Source organism: Allobosea robiniae, assembly GCF_900102525.1.
GTDB lineage: Bacteria > Pseudomonadota > Alphaproteobacteria > Rhizobiales > Beijerinckiaceae > Allobosea > Allobosea robiniae.
The window spans coordinates 723,459-745,084 of the sequence record NZ_FNBZ01000001.1; the positions used below are offsets into that span (position 1 = coordinate 723,459).

Annotated in this window: 19 protein-coding genes; 10 read left to right on the forward strand and 9 right to left on the reverse strand. The window is 67.1% G+C overall.

Features of this window, described 5'->3' with window-relative positions; all coding sequences use genetic code 11:
• Positions 1–144: 144 nt before the first annotated feature.
• From BLQ70_RS03290 to BLQ70_RS03300, 3 genes are all read left to right on the forward strand, one after another.
• Positions 145–1,551 carry an MATE family efflux transporter gene (locus BLQ70_RS03290; protein ID WP_061964586.1) on the forward strand — a complete coding sequence of 469 codons (1,407 nt, stop codon included), beginning with the start codon at positions 145–147 and terminating at the stop codon, positions 1,549–1,551.
• Between the two features lie 183 nt (positions 1,552–1,734).
• Positions 1,735–2,496, forward strand: a complete 762-nt coding sequence (locus BLQ70_RS03295; protein ID WP_061964587.1) for a L,D-transpeptidase — start codon at positions 1,735–1,737, stop codon at positions 2,494–2,496.
• 156 nt (positions 2,497–2,652) lie between these two features.
• Positions 2,653–3,450 carry a DUF2076 domain-containing protein gene (locus BLQ70_RS03300; protein WP_091856155.1) on the forward strand — a complete coding sequence of 266 codons (798 nt, stop codon included), beginning with the start codon at positions 2,653–2,655 and terminating at the stop codon, positions 3,448–3,450.
• A gap of 98 nt (positions 3,451–3,548) precedes the next feature.
• On the opposite strand, the gene BLQ70_RS03305 is transcribed toward BLQ70_RS03300, so the two are convergent.
• On the reverse strand, positions 3,549–4,367 hold the full coding sequence (locus BLQ70_RS03305; RefSeq protein WP_091855789.1) for a L,D-transpeptidase: 819 nt from the start codon (positions 4,365–4,367) through the stop codon (positions 3,549–3,551).
• A gap of 169 nt (positions 4,368–4,536) precedes the next feature.
• A complete protein-coding gene (locus tag BLQ70_RS03310; protein ID WP_091855790.1) occupies positions 4,537–5,967 on the reverse strand; it encodes a lipopolysaccharide biosynthesis protein in 1,431 nt (476 codons plus the stop codon).
• 216 nt (positions 5,968–6,183) lie between these two features.
• Between BLQ70_RS03310 and BLQ70_RS03315 the strand changes: the two genes are divergently transcribed.
• Both BLQ70_RS03315 and BLQ70_RS03320 read left to right on the forward strand, forming a co-directional pair.
• Positions 6,184–6,675, forward strand: coding sequence for a GNAT family N-acetyltransferase (locus BLQ70_RS03315; RefSeq protein ID WP_091855791.1), 492 nt, complete (start codon positions 6,184–6,186; stop codon positions 6,673–6,675).
• Positions 6,672–7,514 (forward strand): DMT family transporter, encoded by an 843-nt coding sequence (locus BLQ70_RS03320; protein WP_244511884.1) that lies wholly within the window; start codon positions 6,672–6,674, stop codon positions 7,512–7,514. The genes BLQ70_RS03315 and BLQ70_RS03320 overlap by 4 nt, the downstream gene beginning before the upstream one ends.
• On the opposite strand, the gene BLQ70_RS03325 is transcribed toward BLQ70_RS03320, so the two are convergent.
• Both BLQ70_RS03325 and BLQ70_RS03330 read right to left on the reverse strand, forming a co-directional pair.
• Entirely contained in the window at positions 7,511–7,981 is a 471-nt protein-coding gene (locus BLQ70_RS03325; protein ID WP_113585928.1) for a PaaI family thioesterase, read from the reverse strand. The genes BLQ70_RS03320 and BLQ70_RS03325 overlap by 4 nt on opposite strands.
• A 72-nt stretch (positions 7,982–8,053) precedes the next feature.
• Positions 8,054–8,509, reverse strand: coding sequence for a MarR family winged helix-turn-helix transcriptional regulator (locus BLQ70_RS03330; protein ID WP_061964601.1), 456 nt, complete (start codon positions 8,507–8,509; stop codon positions 8,054–8,056).
• A gap of 228 nt (positions 8,510–8,737) precedes the next feature.
• Between BLQ70_RS03330 and groES the strand changes: the two genes are divergently transcribed.
• From groES to BLQ70_RS03355, 5 genes are all read left to right on the forward strand, one after another.
• The gene (gene groES / locus BLQ70_RS03335) at positions 8,738–9,025 is read left to right on the forward strand and encodes a co-chaperone GroES (protein ID WP_061964603.1); all 288 of its coding nucleotides are present in this window, start codon (positions 8,738–8,740) and stop codon (positions 9,023–9,025) included.
• 48 nt (positions 9,026–9,073) lie between these two features.
• Positions 9,074–10,711: a chaperonin GroEL gene (gene groL / locus BLQ70_RS03340; protein WP_091855793.1), complete on the forward strand. Its 1,638-nt coding sequence runs from the start codon at positions 9,074–9,076 to the stop codon at positions 10,709–10,711.
• 141 nt (positions 10,712–10,852) lie between these two features.
• Complete coding sequence (gene phnD / locus BLQ70_RS03345; RefSeq protein ID WP_170843293.1) at positions 10,853–11,767, forward strand: phosphate/phosphite/phosphonate ABC transporter substrate-binding protein; 915 nt, start codon at positions 10,853–10,855, stop codon at positions 11,765–11,767.
• Positions 11,768–11,942: 175 nt separating this feature from the next.
• Positions 11,943–13,055 (forward strand): branched-chain amino acid ABC transporter substrate-binding protein, encoded by a 1,113-nt coding sequence (locus BLQ70_RS03350; protein ID WP_425284546.1) that lies wholly within the window; start codon positions 11,943–11,945, stop codon positions 13,053–13,055.
• A 224-nt stretch (positions 13,056–13,279) separates the two neighbouring features.
• Complete coding sequence (locus BLQ70_RS03355; RefSeq protein ID WP_170843294.1) at positions 13,280–15,373, forward strand: ABC transporter ATP-binding protein/permease; 2,094 nt, start codon at positions 13,280–13,282, stop codon at positions 15,371–15,373.
• A gap of 111 nt (positions 15,374–15,484) precedes the next feature.
• On the opposite strand, the gene BLQ70_RS03360 is transcribed toward BLQ70_RS03355, so the two are convergent.
• From BLQ70_RS03360 to glcF, 5 genes are all read right to left on the reverse strand, one after another.
• The gene (locus tag BLQ70_RS03360) at positions 15,485–15,970 is read right to left on the reverse strand and encodes an META domain-containing protein (RefSeq protein ID WP_162260059.1); all 486 of its coding nucleotides are present in this window, start codon (positions 15,968–15,970) and stop codon (positions 15,485–15,487) included.
• Positions 15,971–16,107: 137 nt separating this feature from the next.
• The gene (gene hisG / locus BLQ70_RS03365) at positions 16,108–17,085 is read right to left on the reverse strand and encodes an ATP phosphoribosyltransferase (RefSeq protein WP_091856157.1); all 978 of its coding nucleotides are present in this window, start codon (positions 17,083–17,085) and stop codon (positions 16,108–16,110) included.
• Between the two features lie 5 nt (positions 17,086–17,090).
• On the reverse strand, positions 17,091–18,203 hold the full coding sequence (locus BLQ70_RS03370) for an ATP phosphoribosyltransferase regulatory subunit (protein ID WP_091855797.1): 1,113 nt from the start codon (positions 18,201–18,203) through the stop codon (positions 17,091–17,093).
• A 203-nt stretch (positions 18,204–18,406) separates the two neighbouring features.
• A complete protein-coding gene (gene hisS, locus BLQ70_RS03375) occupies positions 18,407–20,056 on the reverse strand; it encodes a histidine--tRNA ligase (RefSeq protein WP_091855798.1) in 1,650 nt (549 codons plus the stop codon).
• Between the two features lie 196 nt (positions 20,057–20,252).
• Positions 20,253–21,626, reverse strand: a complete 1,374-nt coding sequence (gene glcF, locus BLQ70_RS03380; RefSeq protein WP_091855799.1) for a glycolate oxidase subunit GlcF — start codon at positions 21,624–21,626, stop codon at positions 20,253–20,255.

Genomic DNA, 21,626 nt, shown 5'->3' on the forward strand with positions numbered 1-21,626 from the left:
GGTTCAGGCCCTCCAGCAATTTCCGAGGCAAGATGCAGACCGCGGCGACGGTTGTCGACCCGCGTCCAGCGCATCGGCTCCGAACGGTGAAGCGCGTAGCGGCGGCTGTTTCGATGCTCCGATCGGGGGTAGAAGCAGCGCCCCATGTCCGAGATCGCCGAATCCCGCCCGCATCATTCCTGGCTCGGGGAAGCCCGCGCCATGCTGGCCCTGAGCTGGCCGATGGTGCTGACCAATGTCGCGCAGACGGCGATGACGGCCACCGACGTCATCATGATGGGCCAGTTCGGCCCGGATGCGCTGGCAGCCGGCGCGCTCGGCACCAATCTCTACAATGCAACCCTGATCTTCGGCATCGGCGCGATGGGCGCGGTCTCGCCGATGATCGCGATCGAGCTCGGCCGCAACCGGCATGCGGTGCGCGATCTGCGCCGCACCGTCCGCCAGGGCTTCTGGGCCGCGGCGACCATGGTCGGGCCGATGTGGCTCTTCCTCTGGCAGGCCGAATTCATCCTGAGAGCGATGGGTCAGGACCCCGCCCTGTCGAAGGCCGCCGCGTCCTATCTCCACACGCTGCAATGGGGGCTGCTGCCCTTCTTCCTCTATCTGTGCCTGCGCGGCTTCGTCGCCGCGCTGCAGCGGCCGCGCTGGGCTTTCATCGTCGTGCTCTTCGCGGTGGCGTTCAACGCCTTCGCCAACTGGTGTCTGATGTTCGGGCGGCTCGGCTTTCCGGCGCTCGGCCTGCCCGGCTCCGGAATGGCCACGGCCTTGTCCTCAACCCTCATGTTCCTCGGCCTCGCGCTCGTGGTCATGTGGGACAGGCGTTTCCGGCGCTATCAGCTGTTCGGCCGCTTCTGGGTGCCGGACTGGCCGCGCTACCGCGCCTTCTGGCGCATGGGCCTGCCGATCTCGCTGACGCTCTCCTTCGAATCGCTGATCTTCTACGGCGCCGCCTTCATGATGGGGCTGATCGGCTCGACCGCGCTCGCGGCCCACGCCATCGCGATCCAGATCGCCTCACTCGCCTTCATGGTGCCCCTCGGCATCGGCCAGGCCGGGACGGTGCGGGTCGGGCGCGCCTTCGGCTCCGGCGACAAGGAGGGCATCCGGCGCGCCGGCATGATGGCGCTCATCCTGGCGCTGAGCTTCATGTGCTTCACGGCGCTGCTGATGGCGACCGTGCCGCATTGGCTGATCGCCCCCTTCCTCGACCGCTCGAAGCCCGGTGCGGAAGCGGTGGCCCAGATCGCGGTGGCCTTCCTGTTCTACGCCGCCCTCTTCCAGATCGCGGATGGGGCGCAGGTCATCGGGTCGTCGATCCTGCGCGGCCTCGGCGACACGCGCCTGCCGATGATTCTCGCCGGCATCGGCTACTGGGGCATCGGACTGCCGCTCTCCGCGGCGCTGGGTTTCCTGACTCCACTCGCCGGCAGCGGCATCTGGATCGGGCTGGTGATCGGGCTTTCGCTCGTCGCCGTGATGATGCTCTGGCGCTGGTGGGCGCGCGAGAAGCTCGGCCTGCTCAAATGGGGATTGCGGGAAGCCACCTGACCCAGGCTAGGCGGCCATCCGCCCTGTTGCCGAACGGCAACAGCGTTGCACGGACACAATTTGGCCATCTCCTGTTCACCCCACGGCCATCTCGGCAACCTTGAACGAGGGTGAGCAACGGCGCATGGAACTCAAGGCGCCGCCCCGCCGTTCATTTCGCCCGTAACACCGAGTTGTCTGTCGATGTCCCCCGACCGCCCATCCGCCTCCCCCCTCGCCCGGCCGACCCGCCGCGTCTTCGCTGCGCTGAGCCCGCTCTTCCTTGCCGCCTGCGTCGCGAACCGACGCCCGGAGCCGTTCGAGGTCGCGCATCAGGGGCCGCATATCAGCGCCGAATATCTGGCGATGTATGGCGAGCGGCCGGATGAGCAGCACCCGCTGCCCGCGACGGACCTTTCCGAGGTCGAGCCGCAGTTCCTGCGCCGGATCGTCTCCTACCCGACCCGCGAGCAGCCCGGCACGATCGTCGTCGATACCGACAACCGCTATCTCTATCTCGTGATGGAAGGCGGCCGCGCCGTGCGTTACGGCATCGGCGTCGGCAAGCAGGGCATGTCCTGGCGCGGACGCGCCACGGTCGCGCGCAAGGCGCAGTGGCCGCGCTGGACCCCGACCCCGGCGATGATCGCCCGCGAGCCGGAGCGGAACCGCCCCTGGGCCGGCGGCATGGCCGGCGGCCTCGAGAACCCGCTCGGCGCCCGCGCGCTCTATCTCTACCAGGGCGGCCGCGACACGCTCTATCGCATCCATGGCACCTCCGAGCCCTGGTCGATCGGCAAGTCCGTTTCCTCGGGCTGCATCCGCCTGTTCAACCAGGATATCATCGACCTCTATGGCCGCGTCCCGACCGGCACGACCGTCGTGGTGCTCAACCGCGGCACGCTGCAGGCACCGTCCGAGATCGACGAGGCGCCGCCGCCGGACGACGATTTCGGCAGCATCTGAGGCCCAGCAGCCTACCTGAGGCCGCACCGGATTCTCCCGACAAGTGAAATTCGCTTCTCGGTCCGATGCAGTCACGACGCCGCCTTGATACCGTCACAGGCCGATCCCACCTCTTGAGCGCGGCGCAACCGCACCGCGCAACGAGAGGAGATGACGATGACGCCGCAGGAACGCGACGTGATCGCCGGGATTTTCGACCGCCTGAAGCAGGCGGCCAATCAGCCCCGCGACCCCGAGGCTGAGACCTTCATCGCAGAGCGGCTGCGCGAGCAGCCCTATGCGCCCTATGCCATGGCCCAGGCGGTCTATGTGCAGGAGCAGGCGCTCGCCAACCTGAACCAGCAAGTCGAAAGCCTGCAGGCGCAGTTGCGAGAGGCGCAGACGCGCGCCAGCGAGGCCGCCCAGCCTCAGGCCGGCGGCTTCCTGTCCGGCATCTTCGGCGGCGGGTCGGTGCCGCGCACCGGCTCGGTTCCACCCGTGCCGCAGCGAGCCGACGCAGCCGCACCCTCCGCCGCCTGGAACACGCAGCCGCAGGCGCAAGGAGCCCCCGGCCAGGCCATGCCGATGCAGCAGGCAGCGCAGCCCGGCCCGTGGAGCAACCAGCCGCAGCAGCAAGCTGGCGGCGGCGGCTTCATGGCGAGCGCGCTGACCACCGCGGCCGGCGTCGCCGGCGGCATGATGCTCGGCAATGTGCTGACCAATGCCTTCGGTGGCGGCAGCAAGCCCGCGGCCCAGACCGCGAGCGACACCGCCAGCTCCGGCAGCAACGCGGCGGCGACGCCGCAACCGGCTGCCGACCAGGCAGCCGCAGCCCAGCCTGCCGCCGACCAGACCGCGCAGGATGGCGGCTACGGCCAGGGCTATGACGGCGAGGCCAGTTACCAGAACGCCGGCCATGACGACGCCGATCCCGGCTTCGACGATGGCGGCGGGGACGACGACAGCTGGGTTTGAGATCGCCTTCCCCGTCTTGTCACCGGGATAGAATGCAAACGGCGGCCCGCGATGCGAGGCCGCCGTTTTTGTCGATCGGTGTCAGATGAGGCTGTGCCTCAGATCACCAGCACCTTGGCGCCGACGCGGACACGCTCGTAGAGATCGGTGACGTCGTCATTGGTCATGCGGATGCAGCCCGACGAGACCGCCTGCCCGATCGTGTTCGGCTCGTTGGTGCCGTGGATGCGGTAGAGCGTCGAGCCGAGATACATGGCGCGCGCGCCCATCGGGTTGTCGGGGCCGCCGGCCATGAAGCGCGGCAGATCGGGCCGGCGCTTCAGCATCTCGGACGGAGGCGTCCAGCTCGGCCATTCCGCCTTGCGGGTGATCGTCTTCATACCGGCCCAGGAGAAGCCCGGCCGGCCAACGCCGATGCCATAGCGCATGGCCCGGCCGCCCGGCTGCACCAGGAAGAGGAAGCGCTGCGGCGTGTCGATGATGATCGTGCCAGGCTTGTGCGGCCCGTCATAGGCGACTTCCTGCTTGCGGAAGCGCGGGTCGACGATCTGCTGGATGCCCTGCTGCGGCTCGACCGGCTCGCCGAGCGCGGCCATGCGGCGTGTGGCACGCGGCTGGCGCGCAGCCTCGAACGGGTCCGGCTCGTAGCCGCCTTGCGGCTGCATGCGCTGGCCATAGGCATAGCCGCCGGGGCGGTTATAGACCGCGCCACCGCGGCCATAAGGCGTCGGATCGCGCCCGGTCATCAGCATCTCGATGAAGCCGCCGCCATAATTGCCGTGTCCGCGGCTCGCGGCCATCGGGTCCCCCGGGGCGGCATAGCCGTAGTTCTGGCGAGTGCCCTGCGCGGCAGCCGGAGCGGCAACCGCCATGGCCCCGACAACGGCGAGGAGCGGGAGAAGGATCTTTCGACGCATGACGCAAGCACTCTCGACATCAACTGCCGGAAGCCTGCGGCTTGCCTTCAAAGGAATGGTGAATCGTTGACTCTCGGGCGCAGAAACCGGCCCGAAGCCGCTGAATTCGCGGAATTAACCTTAGCAGGCGGTCAAGCGACAGGGTGAAGGAAACCTTGCCAGCGCAGCCTCACCGGCGCGCGGAGCGCCGGGCGAGCCAGCGCAGCTTCAGGCCCGTGCGCCAGCGGCCGACATCACACGCCAGGATCACCGCCGCATAGACCAGCCCGCCGAGCGCGACCTGGAGCGGCAGTTCGAGCGGCGCCGGCAGCGTGCCGCGCAGCGGCCAGATCGCGAGCCCCATCGCGGCGCCGGCGGCGAGGACGCATGCGATCTCGCGCCAAGGCGGCGATGCCGGAAGCGCTCGCAGCGCCACCACCGCCGTGACCAGCAGCGCCGTCAGATAGGCGGCGCTCTGCGCGATCGAGACCGTCGTCGGCGCGAGCGTGCCCGGCAGGGCGAAGATGATGGCGAGGTCGACGGCCAGCCCCGTCAGGGCAGCCAGCGCGGCAATAAGCGTACGCTTCGCCAGCAGGAAGACGGGCGCGAGCGCCGCCTGGAACAGTGCGATCGCAGCGAAGCCGGGCAGCAGCAGCGCCATATGATCGGCGAAATGGCCGCGGAAGCCCTGAGGAACGAAGAGCCGCTCGAAGGCCGGCAGGATCAGCCAGAAGCCAAGCGCGACCGGCAGCACGCAGGCCTTCACCACGACCATGTTGCGAGCGATGCGCTTCTGCGCGGCGATGCGTCCGCGCGTCTCGTCGAGGCGGATGATCTCGCGCAGCAGCACGATCTCGAGCATCGAGGCCAGCACGGGGAAAAGCCGCAGGCCGATATCGGAGGCCAGCGAGAAATAGCCGGCCTCGGCGAAGCCGTGGCGATCGGCCAGGATGGCGCGGTTGATGAGCGGGATCGCGGCATAGACCGCATTGCCAGCGACGAGCGGCAGGGCATAGCGCGCGAAATTGCGCATCAAATCCGTCCGCGGTGCGCCCGGTGCCGGCTTCGCATCGGCCAGGCGGCCGCGGTTGGCGAGAACGGCAGCGCCCGCGCTGAGGACGCCGCCGAGCAGGACGACGGTCGGATCGCGGGTCCACCAGGCACCGCCGACCATCAGCAGCAGGGCCGCCACGCTTCTGACCAGGACGAGCCGGGCATAGGCCGCATCGAGGAAGCGGGCGCGGGCGATGGCGGCGTGATAGTCGAACCAGCCGGCAGCGATACCGCCGGCAACCGCAGCCACCAGCAGCGTGGACGGCAATCCGGTATCGACCCCGGCGAGCATCGCCGCCGCCAGAAGGGCCGAGAGCGACAGAGCGACACCGGCGAAGAGCAGATCGAGCGTCGCGCGGATGCCGGGGTCGCTCTCGCGGCTCTGCAGGGAGTAGAAGCGGACGACCGAGAGCTTCAGCCAGTCGAGCAGCGCCGTGTTGACGAGCACGACGGTGGCGGCGCCGATGGCGTAGAGCCCGAAGGCCTCCGGGCCAAGGAACAGGGCGACGAGCAGCCCGAGGACGAAATTCAGCCCGGCATTGACGATGAAGGGCAGAAGAACGGTCATCGTGCCTTCGCCGCCTCGTCCCGATCTCTGCGTTGCCACGGTTGAAGCGCGCGACTCAAACCAGCCGCGCCGCCCTTCGGATCGGGGGTAGCCGGACGGGGCGATATTTCCAAGGGGAAGCTGCGAAGGCGCTCCCGCCCGCCCTGCTGCCAGGGCATTGCGCAACGCCGTTCCCACACCTGTACGGCGGGAGGATTTGACCCTAAGGCAGGCGTCATGACCCCGCCCATCCGGCTTGCCCATGACGACGATTCCGGTCCGCTCTCCGCCCTGATCGCAGCGAGCTTCGCGGAATATCCGGGCTGCGTTTTCGTCGAGGCGGAGCTTCCGGAGTTGCGCCGGCCCGCGACCGCTTTCGCAGCCAAAGGCGGCATGCTCTGGATCGTGGATGGACCGGACGGACGCATTGCCGGCTCCCTCGGCATCGTGCCGGTTCCCGAGCAGAACGCCGCCGAGCTTGCCAAGGTCTATGTCGACCCCGCGTTCCGGGGCGCCGGGCTGGCACAGGCCCTCTTCGCCAGGGCGATGGACTTCGCCGAACAGGGCGGCTTCGCCGAGATGACGCTCTGGTCGGACACGCGCTTCACCCGCGGTCATCGCTTCTACGAGAAGCTCGGCTTCATGCGCTGGCCGGGCGAGCGCTATCTCGGCGATGCCTCGGAAAGCTGGGAGTATCATTTCCGCAAGCGGCTGCGCCCCGGCCCATGACCTTGTCCATCGCCTTCCGGGCCGCGCTCGGCATCGCCCTGCTGACTGCCATGGATGCGGTCATCAAGGGCCAGATGCAGCAGCACTCCTTCATCGTGGCGCTGTTCATGCGCTTCCTGATGGGCGGGCTCTGTGCTCTTGCGGTGCTGGCGATCGCGCGCCCGGCGCGCCCGACCCGCGCCAGCCTCATCGGCAACATCGTGCGCGTACCGATCGTCGTGCTGACGGCAGGCAGCTTCTTCTACTCGGTCTCGGTGCTGCCCTTGGCGGAAGCGCTGACGCTGTCTTTCCTCGCGCCGGTCTTCGTCGCGCTGCTCGGGGGATTGATCCTCAAGGAGAAGATCGACAGGCGCATCCTGCAGGCGCTCGGTTTCGGGCTTGCCGGCATGCTGGTCATGGTCTGGCCGCGCCTCCAGGGCCATGTCAGCGGGGCCAGCCTCGGCGTCGCCGCCGCGCTGTTCTCGGCCGTCAGCTACGCCTTCAACCTGATCCTGCTCAGGCGCATCGCCGTGCGCGAGCACCCGACCGTCATCGTCGCCTTCCAGAATTGCGGGCCGGCGCTGTGCCTCGCCATTCCGGCCTGGTACGCCTTCGTGCCGATGAGCTTCGGTGACCTCGCCGCCTATCTCTTCGCGGGAGCGCTCGGCGTTGCCGGCCATCTCACGCTGACCTCGGCCTATGCCCACGCGGCCGCTTCGCGCCTGGCGCCGATCGAATACACGGCGCTGGTCTGGGCGAGCCTGCTCGGCTTCTTCGTGTTCGGCGAGGTGCCGCTCTACACGACCTATGCCGGCGCGCTGCTGATCGTCGCCGGGGCCGTCGCCGTCAGCCGGCGCTAGGGCTTGGTCTGCAAGATCAGGCAGGTCTCGGTGCCGTGCGCGAGCAGCTTTCCCCGCGCGTCGACGAGCCTGCCCTCCGTCGTCACCACCGTATTGCCGCGGTGTATCAGCCTGCCTTCGCAGCGCACCTTGCCGCTGTCCGGCATGACCGGGCGGACATAGTTCAACTTCATCTCCAGCGTGGTGTAGCCCTCGCCCGGCTTCAGCGTCGCGTGGGCGGCGCAGGCCATGGCGGAATCGAGGATCGTCGCGGTCCAGCCTCCATGGATCGTGCCCAGCGGATTGAAGAAGCGCGCCGAAGGCTGGCCGGAGAAAACCACCCTGCCCTCATCGGCCTCGACCAGCTCGAAATCCATGGCGTCGGCGAAGGGCGGCGCCGGATTGGTGCCGGCGATGATCCCGCGCAGAAAGCTCAAGCCATCGCCCGCGACCAGTTCCTCGCGAGATACCACCCCAACAGCGCGCATCGTATCGAGCTCCATTCGTGTATCTGCACGATAGAGATGCGATCGAGCGCCGGTCAACCGCCAATCGCGGCTTCAGCGCTCGCCGCGCGCAGCCCGGCGCAGCGCCCTGAGACCGTCGCGGGTTTCGCGCCAGCGCTCCTCGCCGAAACCGCCCTCGATCTTGTCCTGCGCCGCGCGCCAGTACGGAATGGCGGCCTCGATCGCGGCCCTGCCCTTTTCGGTCACGGCGTAGACCGAGGCCCGCCCCCGGCACTCGACCGGCTCGACCATGCCCTCAGTCGCCAGAAGCTGGAGGTTGCGCGTCAGCGAGGTCCGCTCCAGCGCGAAGCGTTCCGCCAGCTCCGTGACCGATTTCCATTGCCCCGTGCTGAGCGCCGAGAGCAGCACGAACTGGGTGATCTTGAGGCCGCTCGGGCGCATCGCCTCGTCATAGGCCCGCGTCACGGCGCGTGCGGTCATGCGCACATGCAGCGCGACGCAGGAGCGGGCGATGGCGTCGAGGCGCGGGTCGGGCGAGGGCGTCGTCATTCCGCCATGTTAGCGTGTTCAAGCGCTGCTGCCAGCAGGCCTGCTGCGACCTGCGACATCGCATCCGCCGGCGTTCACTTTATCGCGGGGCGCTTCCTTGACTCTCCGGACGCCCGCGCCTATCTCCCCGCCATCTGTTAGCACTCCCATCGGGTGACTGCTAACAGTCTCCCCCGGGAGCCCTTCAGCGGCACCCGAAACGAATAAGACCGAGAGGAAGACAGAACCATGAAGTTCCGTCCTTTGCATGACCGCGTCGTGGTCCGTCGCCTGGATGGCGAAGAGAAGACCAAGGGTGGCATCATCATCCCCGAGACCGCCAAGGAAAAGCCCCAGGAGGGCGAGGTCATCGCCGTCGGTTCCGGCGCGCGTGACGAGGCCGGCAAGCTCGTTGCCCTCGACGTCAAGAAGGGCGACCGCGTCCTGTTCGGCAAGTGGTCGGGCACCGAGGTCAAGATCGATGGTCAGGACCTCCTGATCATGAAGGAATCCGACATCATGGGCGTCGTCGGCTGATAGCCGCCTGACCGCTCTCTTCCGTTTCCAGTTCAAGGAGTAGCTCTCATGGCTGCTAAAGACGTCAAGTTCGGCACCGATGCCCGCGACAAGATGCTGCGCGGCGTGGATATCCTCGCCAACGCCGTGAAGGTCACGCTGGGTCCGAAGGGCCGCAACGTCGTGATCGAGAAGTCGTTCGGCGCCCCGCGCATCACCAAGGACGGCGTCACCGTCGCCAAGGAAATCGAGCTTTCCGACAAGTTCGAGAACATGGGCGCCCAGATGGTCCGCGAAGTCGCTTCGCGCCAGAACGACCATGCCGGCGACGGCACCACCACCGCCACGGTTCTCGCCCAGGCGATCGTTCGTGAAGGCGCCAAGTCGGTTGCAGCCGGCATGAACCCGATGGACCTGAAGCGCGGCATCGACCTGGCCGTCGACGCCATCGTCGCCGACCTCAAGAAGAACTCGAAGAAGGTCACGTCGAACGCGGAAGTCGCGCAGGTCGGCACGATCTCGGCCAACGGCGACGAGTCGGTCGGCAAGATGATCTCGACCGCCATGCAGAAGGTCGGCAACGAGGGTGTCATCACCGTCGAGGAGGCCAAGACCGCCGAGACCGAACTCGACGTCGTCGAGGGCATGCAGTTCGACCGCGGCTACCTCTCGCCGTACTTCATCACCAACTCGGAGAAGATGGTCGCCGAGCTGGAAGACCCCTACATCCTGATCTTCGAGAAGAAGCTGTCCTCGCTCCAGGCGATGCTGCCGATCCTCGAGGCCGTCGTGCAGACCGGCAAGCCGCTGCTCATCATCGCCGAGGACGTCGAGGGCGAGGCCCTGGCCACGCTCGTCGTCAACAAGCTCCGTGGCGGCCTGAAGGTCGCGGCCGTCAAGGCTCCGGGCTTCGGTGATCGCCGCAAGGCCATGCTCGAGGACATCTCGATCCTGACCGCCGGCCAGATGATCTCGGAAGACCTCGGCATCAAGCTCGAGACCGTGACGCTCAACATGCTCGGCCGCGCCAAGAAGGTGCGCATCGAGAAGGAGAACACCACGATCATCGACGGCGCCGGCAAGAAGAAGGACATCGAGGCTCGCGTCGGCCAGATCAAGGCCCAGATCGAGGAGACCTCCTCGGACTACGACCGTGAGAAGCTCCAGGAGCGTCTGGCCAAGCTCGCCGGCGGCGTCGCGGTCATCCGCGTCGGCGGCGCGACCGAGGTCGAGGTCAAGGAGAAGAAGGACCGCGTCGACGACGCCCTGAACGCGACCCGCGCTGCGGTCGAAGAAGGCATCCTTCCCGGCGGCGGCGTTGCCCTGCTGCGTTCGCTCCAGGCCGTGAAGTCGATCAAGACCCAGAACGACGACCAGAAGACCGGCGTCGAGATCGTCCGCAAGGCGATCGCCGCTCCGGCCCGCCAGATCGTCGACAACGCCGGCGATGACGGCGCGGTCGTGATCGGCAAGCTGCTTGAGTCGAAGGACTACGCCTGGGGCTACAACGCCCAGACCGGCGAGTACGGCGACCTGGTCAAGGCCGGCATCATCGACCCGACCAAGGTCGTGCGCACGGCGATCCAGGACGCGGCTTCGATCGCTGGCCTGCTGATCACCACCGAGGCGATGGTTGCCGAGCAGCCGAAGAAGGACGCCCCGATGCCCCCGATGGGCGGCGGCGGCATGGGCGGCATGGACTTCTGATCCATCTACCTACCGAGACTACGGAAGGCCCGGCGCAAGCCGGGCCTTTTTCATTTCACGACACTGTCATCCGCCGGCCATCCGGCTGTCGTCGCGGGCGCGCATCGAGGCGCCTTCAACTTCACCGCGACAGAGATGATCATGCCCACACGCCGCCTCGTCCTCGCCGGCCTCGCCGCCAGCAGCGTCGCTCCCGCCTTCGCGCAGGCTCCGGACTGGCGGCAGGGCATCAAGGAGGTGCGCTTCGGCGTCTCCTCCGCCGAGAACGAGGCCGGCGCCATCGCCCGCACCCAGCCGATGGTGGATTACCTGTCGCAACGCCTCGGCGTGCCCGTTCGCTTCTTCCGGGTCGCCGACTATGCCGGCCTGGTCGAGGCGATGCGCGCCGATCAGGTCGATTTCGCCCGCTTCGGCCCCGCGGTCTACGCGCTCGGCCGCCGCGTGCTCGGCGACAAGCTCCAGCCGCTGCTGCGCGATGTCGATAACCACGGGCAGGAAGGCTATTACTCCGTGCTGCTGGTGCGGTCGGAAAGCCCCTACCAGAACCTCGCCGATCTCAAGGGCAAGGTGATGGCCTTCGCCGATCCGAACTCGACCTCCGGCTACGCCTTCCCCTCCTATTTCCTGCGCAAGCAGGGCATCGATCCGAAGACCCATTTCAGCGGCACGGTCTTCTCCGGCGGCCATGACAATTCGGTTCTGGCGCTGGTGCGCGGCCAGTTCGATATCGTCGCGACCCACCAGACCAATGCAGAGCACGGCGTCGCGCAAAGGCTCGCCGATCGTGGGATGATCCCGGCCGGCTCGACCCGGGTGATCTGGACCTCGCCGCTGATCCCGGCGAGCCCGTTCTCGACCCGTGCCAACCTGCCGCAGGGGCTGAAGGACGATTTCGTCGCCGCCATGAACGGGATGAAGGAGGCGGCTCCCGAGGCCTGGAAGAGCTTCACCGACGGCCATGTCTCGCACTATGCGCCGGCCCGGCACGAGGATTATCTCGACGTGATCGCCGTTACAGAGGAGCTGGAAGCCCAGCGCAAGGCGCGCAGCGGCTGAGCGCGGGCGGGGCCTTTTCCAGCCTCGCGATACCGCCTGCCGCACCGCCATGCATTTCCCGACAGGACTGATGAAAGCTTGGGCAGTGCCTTCCGCCGGCTTCCTGGCTTATACAGGCGGCAAGCGATCCCTGTCGGGCTCGCGCGCCAAAGTTGCATGTCGTAGGGAGATGCAGATGAAAAAGTCACAACTTCTGTCCGGCGCCGCGCTCGCTGCCGCGCTGTTCCTCTCCGCCCAGGCCGCGCAGGCTGACATCACCATCGGCCTCGTCGCGCCGCTGACCGGTCCGGTCGCCGCCTATGGCGACCAGGTCAAGAATGGCGCCCAGACCGCCGTCGACGTGATCAACAAGAATGGCGGCGTGCTCGGCGAGAAGCTCGTGCTGAAGCTCGCCGACGATGCCGGCGATCCGAAGCAGGGCGTGTCCTCCGCCAACCTGCTCGTCGGCGACAAGGTCAAGTTCGTGGTCGGCCCGGTGACCTCCGGCGTCGCCATGGCGGTCTCGGACGTGTTCTCCGAAAGCGGCGTGCTGATGGTGACGCCGACCGCGACCTCGCCGGCGCTGACCACCCGCGGCCTGACCAATGTCTTCCGCACCTGCGGCCGCGACGACCAGCAGGCCGACATCGCCGCCGCTTACGTCCTGAAGAACTTCAAGGACGCGAAGATCGCGATCGTCCATGACAAGGGCACCTACGGCAAAGGCCTCGCCGACGCCTTCCAGAAGGGCATCAATGCCGGCGGGCTCAAGGAAGTGATCGCCCTGACGGTCAATCCCGGCGACAAGGACCTCTCGGCCGTCGTGACGCGCCTGAAGGCTGCGAATGTCGACGCCATCTATTTCGGCGGCTACCACCCCGAGGGCGGCCTGCTCGCGCGCCAGCTCGCCGACGCCGGCGTGAAGGCGACGATCATCGGTGGCGAAGGCCTCTCCAACACGGAGTTCGCGGCGATCGGCGGCGACCGTGCCACCGGCACGCTCTTCACCAACGCGACGGACGCGCTGAAGAACCCCGACTCGGCCCAGGCCGTCGCGGCGCTGAAGGAGAAGGGCATCCCGCCGGAGGCCTTCACACTCAACGCCTATGCCGCGGTCGAGGTGCTCAAGGCCGCGATCGAGAAGGCCGGCAAGCCGGGCGATGCCAATGGCGCCGCCAAGGCCCTGCATTCCGGCATGCCGGTCAAGACCGCGATCGGCACGCTGACCTATGGCAAGACCGGCGACCTGAGTTCGCCGAGCTTCTCGATGTACAAGTGGGACGCCGGCAAGATCGTCGCCGCGCAGTAATCGGCCGGCGGTCCAACCGCCAACCCTTTCAAGCTTTGCGCCCCGGACGAGCCCCGCTCGTCCGGGGCGTTTCGCTTCTGGGTCCGCTGATCGTGGACGGCTCGCCGCGACCTCTCCGACAGATGACAATTTGCTCATCCGGGCGCGTCGCCATTGAAAGGCCACTCCCGCTGCGACATGGTCCGAATCGTGGCTTTCACCGTCTCCCGCCAGGATCCCCGTCTATGCGCTTGTTGAGCATCCTCGTCGCCGTGCTGGCGGCGGCCACCCTGATCGTCGGCCAGCAAGCCGGCTCGGCTGCCCTTATCGGAATGGGTGTCGTCGGCCTGCTGCTGGCGGTCGTGACCTTTCGCTCGCCGGCCCTGCCCTTCTTCCTGAGGATCTTCTCGGGCGTCTTCGCCATCGAGTACCTGGTGTTCGGTGCGGCCGCGATCGCAGCCCATCTGGGCTGGTGGCCTGCGACATTCGGGATTCCACCGATACCGACCAGCCTGCCGACGACGGTCGGCGTCTTCGCGATCCTGATCTACGCGATCTCCTTCGTGCCGGTGATCGCGCGCATCGCGCGCATCGCCTCGCCCTATTTCGAATCCGACCAGATCACCACCGCCAATCTCTGGCCGATCGGCCCGTTCAAGATCAGGCTCGGCACGCTGGCGGTCTCGCTCTTCGTCTTCCTGATCGTCCTCAACCAGATTCAGGTCGGCATCACGCTGCGCCTCTCCTTCTTCAACCGCGACATGTACGACGCGCTGCAGAACAAGGATGCGACGGCGTTCTGGTACCAGCTCTTCTACGTCTTCTGCGTCTGGGCGGTGCTCTGGGTCGCCTCGAACCTGATCGAGCTGTTCGCCAACTACACGATCCTGATCCGCTGGCGGCAATTCATGGCGAACGAGTACACGCGGCGCTGGCTCGACCACGCGACGCATTACCGGATCGCGCTTGCCGGCAGCGTCGACAACCCCGACCAGCGTATCGCCGAGGACACGCGGTCCTTCGTCAACTCGACCTACGGCTTCGCGCTGCCCCTGCTCTCGCAGGTCTCCACGCTGGTCTCGTTCTCGATCATCCTCTGGAACATCCAGGTCAGCTTCACCCTGCCCGGCACCTCGCTTGCGATCCCCGGCTATATCTTCTGGGTGGCGTTCTTCTATGCGGTAGCGGCGACCTGGCTCACCCATGTGATCGGCCGCCCGCTGATCCGGCTCGAATTCGAGCAGGAGAAGCGCGAGGCGAATTTCCGCTTCTCGCTGGCGCGCCTGCGCGAATATTCCGAGCAGATCGCGCTGATGGTCGGCGAACCGACCGAGCGCAGCCATCTCGCCCAGCGCTTCCGCGATATCGTCGAGAACTTCTACCGACTGGTCTGGCGCCGGCTGAAGCTGACCAGTTTCACACTGTCCTACAACCAGCTCAGCGTCGTCCTGCCCTACATCATTCTTGCTCCGTACTATTTCGCGGGCACGATCACGCTCGGCATCATGATGCAGGTCGCCGGCGCCTTCGACCGGGTGCAGACGGCCCTCTCCTTCATCATCAACAGCTACTCCTCGATCGCCTCCTATCTCGCCTCGATCAACCGCCTGACCTCCTTCGAGACCGCCGTCGAAGAAGCGCAGCACGGCGCGATCAGCGAGGAGGCGCTCGGCCGCGAGACCTCTGATGACGAGAGCCTGCATCTCCGCGACGCCACGCTCCTCCTGCCCAACGGCAAGCCGATCGTGAAGCTCGGCGCGCTCGATCTCGGCAAGACACGCTCGACGCTGCTGATCGGCCCCTCCGGCTCGGGCAAGTCGACGCTGTTCCGCGCCATTGCCGGCATCTGGCCGTTCGGCGACGGCAAGGTCGGCATTCCCGCGGAGGCGCAGATCATGCTGCTGCCGCAGCGCCCTTATCTGCCGCAGGGTTCGCTGAGGGCAGCGCTCGCCTATCCGGCCGAGGAAGGTGCCTATGACGACGCCGCGACCCGAGCGGCCATGGAGAAGGTCAAGCTCGGCCACCTCGCTGACAAGCTCGACGAGGTCGACCTCTGGGGCCAGCGCCTCTCGGGCGGCGAGCAGCAGCGCCTGGCCGTGGCGCGCGCCCTTCTGAGCAAGCCGGACTGGCTCTTCCTCGACGAGGCCACCGCCTCGCTCGACGAGAAGCTGGAAGGCGAGATCTATGAAACGATCGACCGTGAGCTGCCGCAGACCCGGATCGTCTCGATCGGCCATCGCGCGACGCTGCGCAGCATGCACGACGCGATCGTCACCATGGAGCCCAATGCGGACGGCACCTTCACGCCGACGCCCACCGCGAAAACGCCGGCGGCCTGACGCCGGCGCGCCCTCCGCTTGCCGAAACGAAAAGGGTCGCTCGCGCGACCCTTTTCCGATTCATCTGCTGGGCAGGAGCCTTCTCCCCTCAAAGGGAAGAAAGCGCCTCGGTCAAAGCGACCGGCTCAGGGTCAGCTCGCCCGCCCCGCCCTTCAGCACGAGGCGGCCGTTGACGAGATCCCATTTGTTCGTCGCGCGCAGCGCCATCAGGAACGCCTTCTCGAAATCGAGCGTGCCCTTGTCGCAACTGCGCTTGGTGATGGCGATCGGGCCGACCGCGAAGCCCTGCTGGCGCAGCGGATAGGCGGAGGCCGAGAAGGTGTTGCAGCCGCCGAAGCCGGTGCCCCGCAGATTCTGGTCGACGATCAGGGTCGCGCGCCGGTCCTGAACCGGCTTGCCGTTCATCGCCACGACGCTCCAGCTCGCGCCGAGCGGAAAGGTCTTCTCCTGCTGCGGCAACGGAATCGCCGTCGTCCCGCCGCCGAGTTCCTCTCGAGACGGCATCTGCTGGCGGCGCTGCGCCATCGCTTCGCCCGGCATCAGCATCGGCACGGCCAGGGTCGCAAGAACGGCCGCAAGGCCAAGGCGTCGGATCATGATCGTCTTACCCGCATTCATCACTCGCACGGCAACGCGACGTGCCGCCAAACCGGTTAACACGCCTAGAGGCCAATTGGTTCGGGATCAAGGCTGAACCGCTGTCGATCGCGTCATTCCGATGCGGCCGCGCAGCATCAGATGCGGGCGTTCAACCGCTCCAGCAAACGGTTCGCGCGGCGAAAGACATAGGCCGGAGCGCTGACGGTGATGTCGTCGGCGCCAAGCCCGTCGAGATGTTCGACCAGCGCGAAGACCGCCTTCTCCGGACAATGCAGCGTCAGCGGCGCACTCGTTGCCGGCGCCCCGAACGGCAGGCGGGCGCCGAAGCGCTCTTCCAGTACGGCCAGCGCATCGGCGGCAAGGTCGAGCCTGGCGCGGACCTCGCGGAGCGTGCGCCCTTCCTCCTCGGCCGCGATCCGCGACAGGATGGTCTTCGCCGCCGCCTTCGCCCGCGCGCCCCAGGGCGCCTGCATCGAGGCGACGAGATTAGCCTCAGACGCCAGCATCACGCCGTCGTCGAGCACTTTCAACGCATTGGCAGAAAGCGTCGCGCCGGTGGTGGTGATATCGACCACGATCTCGGCGGTGCCGGCAGCCGGCGCGCCTTCGGTCGCGCCGAGGCTTTCAACGATGCGGTAATCGGCGAGGCCGTGCTCGGCGAAGAAGCGGCGCGTCAGGTTCACATATTTGGTCGCGACGCGCAGCTTCTTGCCATGGCGCGCCCGCATCACTGACGCGACGTCGTCGAGATCGGCCATGTTGCGCACGTCGATCCAGGCCTGCGGCACGGCGACCACGACATTGGCATGGCCGAAGCCGAGCGGCGTCAACATCTCGACCGCCGCATCGGCATCCGAGAGCTGCTCGCGGACGAGGTCCTCGCCGGTGATGCCGATATGGGCGGCGCCGGAGGAGAGTTGCGCCACGATCTCGGAGGCCGAGAGGAATGCGACCTCAGCCCCATCGACGCCGGCAATGGCGCCGCGATAGTCGCGCTCGCCGCGCGACTTGACGAATTTCAGACCCGCGCGGCCGAAGAAGGCGGTGGCGTTCTCCTGCAACCGGCCCTTGGAGGGCACGGCGAGGACGAGCGGGGCATCGTTGTCCGGCATCTGGCTCATGCGGCGTCTCCCGTCAGGCGGTCGAGCCAGAGCGAGGCGCCGACGGCCGGAAGCGGCCGGCTCGCGCCCAGACGCCCGAGGACGTTGTCATAGCGGCCACCGCCGGCCACGGGCTTGCCGTCCCCGCGGGCCGTGTCGTGAAGCTCGAAGATGAAGCCGGTATAGTAGTCGAGGTTGCGGGCGAAGCCGGCCGAGAAGCGGATCGCGCCGATATCGACGCCGCGCGCGGCGAGGAAGCCGGTGCGCTCGTCGAAGGCGTCGAGCTGCCGGCCGATATCGAGCGAGGCCTGGTCCGCAAGCGCCCGTAGCGAGGCCGAGGCCGCGTCGGGATCGCCGGAGACGGCGAGCACCTGCGCCAGCAGCGCCTTGACGTCGCCATTGACCGGGTTCTCGCGCTCGGCGGCACGGGCCAGGAAGCGCTCGGCGATATCGGCGGCGGAGCGCCCGCCAACCGTCGAAATGCCGGCGATCGACAATACGTCCTCGACGAAGGCGCGGGCGGCCTTGGGGTCCTGCCCTTCCAGCGCCTTGAGCAGGCCGGCATGAGCGGCATCGCCCTCGGCGGCCGGGGGATCGAGCGCATCTACGGCGTCCGTGCCCTTGCCCTGCACGACGGCACGGACCAGACGGCGGCGGGCTCCTTGCGGCACGTTCAACCCGTCAAGCAGTGCACCGAGCACGGCGACATCGCCCATCACGATACGTGGCGAAGCGAGGCCGAGCATCGCCGTCGCGTCGATGGTCAACGCCATGATCTCGGCGTCAGTGGCGGTGAAATCGTCGCGGCCGAAGGATTCAAGGCCCGCCTGCAGGAACTCGCCCGGCTCGCCCGAGCGCATGCGGAAGACCGGGCCGGCATAGGCATAGGCGGCCGGCTCCGCCCGGCCCGAGGCGATGTGATCGAGCGCGACGGGGATGGTGTATTCCGGGCGCAGGCACCAGTCGCGGCCATCGGCATCCTGCGTCATGAAGATGCGGCGGCGGATATCCTCGCCGGAGAGATCGAGGAAGACGTCGGCCGGCTGGAGGATCGCCGGCTCGGCATGCGCATAGCCCTCGCCGGCGAAGAGCGCGATCACGGTCTCGATGCTGGCGCGGCTTGCGGGCACGGCTCGTCCTGTCCTGTTGCGAGCGCCGTCCTAGCAGCGATGCGGCGCATTTTCGAGGGATTTGAGGGAAATGGGTGAACGGGAATCGAAAGGCGCCGCCATCGTCATGGTCGGGCTTGTCCCGACCATCCACGTCTTCACCAGGCAGAGGCCGTGTTCAAGACGTGGATGCTCGCCACAAGGGCAAGCATGACGGCAGTGCCTCACGAATGTCGCGCCAGAACCCGCTTCACGCCCTCGACCAGTTCCGCGACCGGCACGGCGAACTGGGCCTCGGCCTGCTTGGCCTTGTGCTCGGCGGAATCCTTGACGTCGCGGCTGGCGGCGGCGAGCTCGGCGCCGAGGATCAGGTCCTTGATGACGACCGTTCCGGCCTCACGCTCGGACGAGCCTTGAATGATCGCGCAGATCGCGCCGCGGCGGTCGGCATATTTCATCTGGGCGTTGAAGCCGGAGCTGCCCAGATAGAGATCGGCGCGCAGCAGCGGCTTGCCGTTGGCGTCCTTGGCCTGACGCAGGGCCGAGACCATCGCCTGATAGCCCGGCATGAATTCCGGCGACTTGTTGTCCATGGCAGTGACGACGACGAGGGGCAGCTCATTCTTCGTATCGACGATGGGCGACTTTACCGCCTTCAGAGCCGAGAAGAGCCGGGAGACGCCGATCGAGAACCCGGTCGCCGGCACCGGCTCGGGCCGGAAGCGGCCCACAAGGCCGTCATAGCGCCCGCCGCCCGCAACCGAGCCGAAGCGCACCACCTGCCCGTCATCATTGGTAACCGGGAAGGTCAGCTCCACCTCGTAGACCGGGCCAGTGTAGTATTCGAGGCCGCGGACGACGGACGGGTCGATACGGATGCGGCCACGATCATAGCCTGCAGCTTCGCAAAGTGCTGAAAACTGTTGAAGTTCTTCAATGCCAGCGCGCGATGTCGGATTATCTCCGAAATGCGTCATCATGCCATCCAAGACACCTTTGTTGCTCTCAACAAAGTAGGACTTGTCATCATCAGCCGAGCGAAACGTCAGGACGTCCCCCTTAACTGCGCGTTCCGCAACCGGAAGATTCGTCACGTCCTCAAGTTCAGTGATCTGTCCGCTTTCAAGCAGGGTGTAGATGATGATTTTTTCAGCCTGCTCGTCGCTCAGCCCCGCGCCCTTGGTGAAATCCCCGCTCTCATCCTTGCGGCCCTCGCCGAGCAGCAGGCGCACGCCCTCCGGCCCGAACTTGTCGAGCTTGTCGATCGCGCGCAGCACGGTCAGCCGCCGGCTCGCATTCTCCTCGCCGCCGAGTCCGATGGCCTCCATCACCCCGTCCAGCACCTTGCGGTTGTTGACCTTCACGACATAGTCGCCGCGCTTGATGCCGAGCTTTTCCATCGTATCGGCGGCGAGCATGCAGATCTCGGCATCGCCCGCGACGGTGCCCGAGCCGACGATATCAGCGTCGAACTGCATGAACTGGCGGAAGCGGCCCGGCCCCGGCTTCTCGTTGCGGAAGACATAGCCGACGCGATAGCTGCGATAGGGCTTCGGCAGCGCGTCGAAATTCTCGGCGACATAGCGGGCGAGCGGCGCCGTCAGGTCGTAGCGCAGCGAGAGCCACTGCTCGTCATCGTCCTGGAAGGAAAAGACGCCCTCGTTCGGCCGGTCCTGGTCCGGCAGGAACTTGCCGAGCGCGTCGGTGTACTCGACGAAGGGCGTCTCGACGGGATCGAAGCCATAGACCGAGAAGCTCTCGCGGATGACCGAGAGCATGCGCTCGGTCGCGGCGACATCAGCCGGGCCGCGATCGACGAAGCCGCGCGGCTGGCGGGCCTTCAGCTTGGCAGGGGCGGTCTTGTCGGCGGACATGGAGCGAGCTCGAATTGGGGCGTGCAGTACAAAACGTACGAGGCGGGTTAGACCGCCACGACGCATGGAGCAAGTCACAGGGCGTCATTCTCGGGCGAAGCGAAGCGCAGACCCGAGAATCTCAGGACACGAAGGTACTGACGCCCCCTTCGGCGGGAGATGCTCGGGGCAAGCCCGAGCATGACGCGCTGCTTGGCTATTCGGCTGCCACCAGTGCCGACACCCGCAACGGCCGATCCTCGATCCCCGCCCGCGCCAGCTTCTCCGGCAGCGGCCCGCCGGTCGCCCAGTCCAGCAATTCGGCCGTATGCACCACCGGCGTCGTCGCGCCTTTATCCGAGAAACCCTTCGCGAGCTGGGTCATGCAGCCGATATTGCCGGTCGCGACCAGCACCGGCTTCGTTCGCTCGATATTGCCGATCTTGCGCTCGCGCAGCCTCCCCGCGATCTCGGGCTGGAGGATGTTGTAGACGCCGGCCGAGCCGCAGCAGATGTGCCCCTCCGGTACCTCCTTCACCTTGAAGCCGGCCCCCGACAACAGGCGCTTCGGCCCGTCCTTGAGCTGCTGGCCATGCTGCATCGAGCAAGCGGAGTGATAGGCGATCGGCATCGCGACATCGCGAACCGGGGCAAGCTCAATCGTCTCCAGGAACTCGGTGACGTCCTTCGCCAGCGCGGAGACCTTCGCCGCCTTCTCGGCATAATCAGGCTCGTTGCGGAACATGAAGCCGTAATCCTTGATCGTCGTGCCGCAGCCGGAGGCCGTGATCAGGATGGCGTCGAGCCCCTCGCCATCGACCTCCGCCATCCAGGCGTCGATGTTCTTGCGGGCGAAGGCGAGCGCATCGTGTTCCTGGCCCATGTGGTGGACGAGCGCGCCGCAGCAGCCCTCCCCCTTCGGCAGCACGACCTCGACGCCGTGGCGGTTGAGCAGGCGGATCGTCGCCTCGTTGATGGCGGGATCGAGGACCGGCTGGGCGCAGCCGGAGAGCAAGGCGACGCGGCGCTTGCGCTCGGCCGGCGGCGGGAAGTTCTGCGGTCCTTCCATGGCGGAGCGCGTCGGCAAGCGCGTCGGCGCCAGCGCCAGCATCGCCTTCAGGCGCGAGCCGACGACCGGGAGAACGCCCAGCACCGGCGCCAGGGGCTTGCCGATCAGCGCCATCAGCATCGCCGCGCGGAAGCGCCCCGGATAGGGCAGGATCGCCGCCAGCACCTTGCGCAGCAAACGATCATGCAGGGAGCGCGTATAGGTTTCCTCGATATGGGCGCGGGCGTGGTCGACGAGGTGCATGTAATGCACGCCCGACGGACAGGTCGTCATACAGGACAGGCAGGAGAGGCAGCGGTCGACATGCTTCACCACCTCTTCGGTGGCGGGCTTGCCGTTCTCAAGCATGTCCTTGATCAGGTAGATGCGCCCGCGCGGGGAATCGAGCTCGTCGCCGAGCAGCAGATAGGTCGGGCAGGTCGCGGTGCAGAAGCCGCAATGCACGCAGGTGCGCAGGATCTTCTCCGAGGCCGGCATGCGCGGATCGGAGGCGAGGCGCTCGGGAGTGAAATTGGTCTGCAT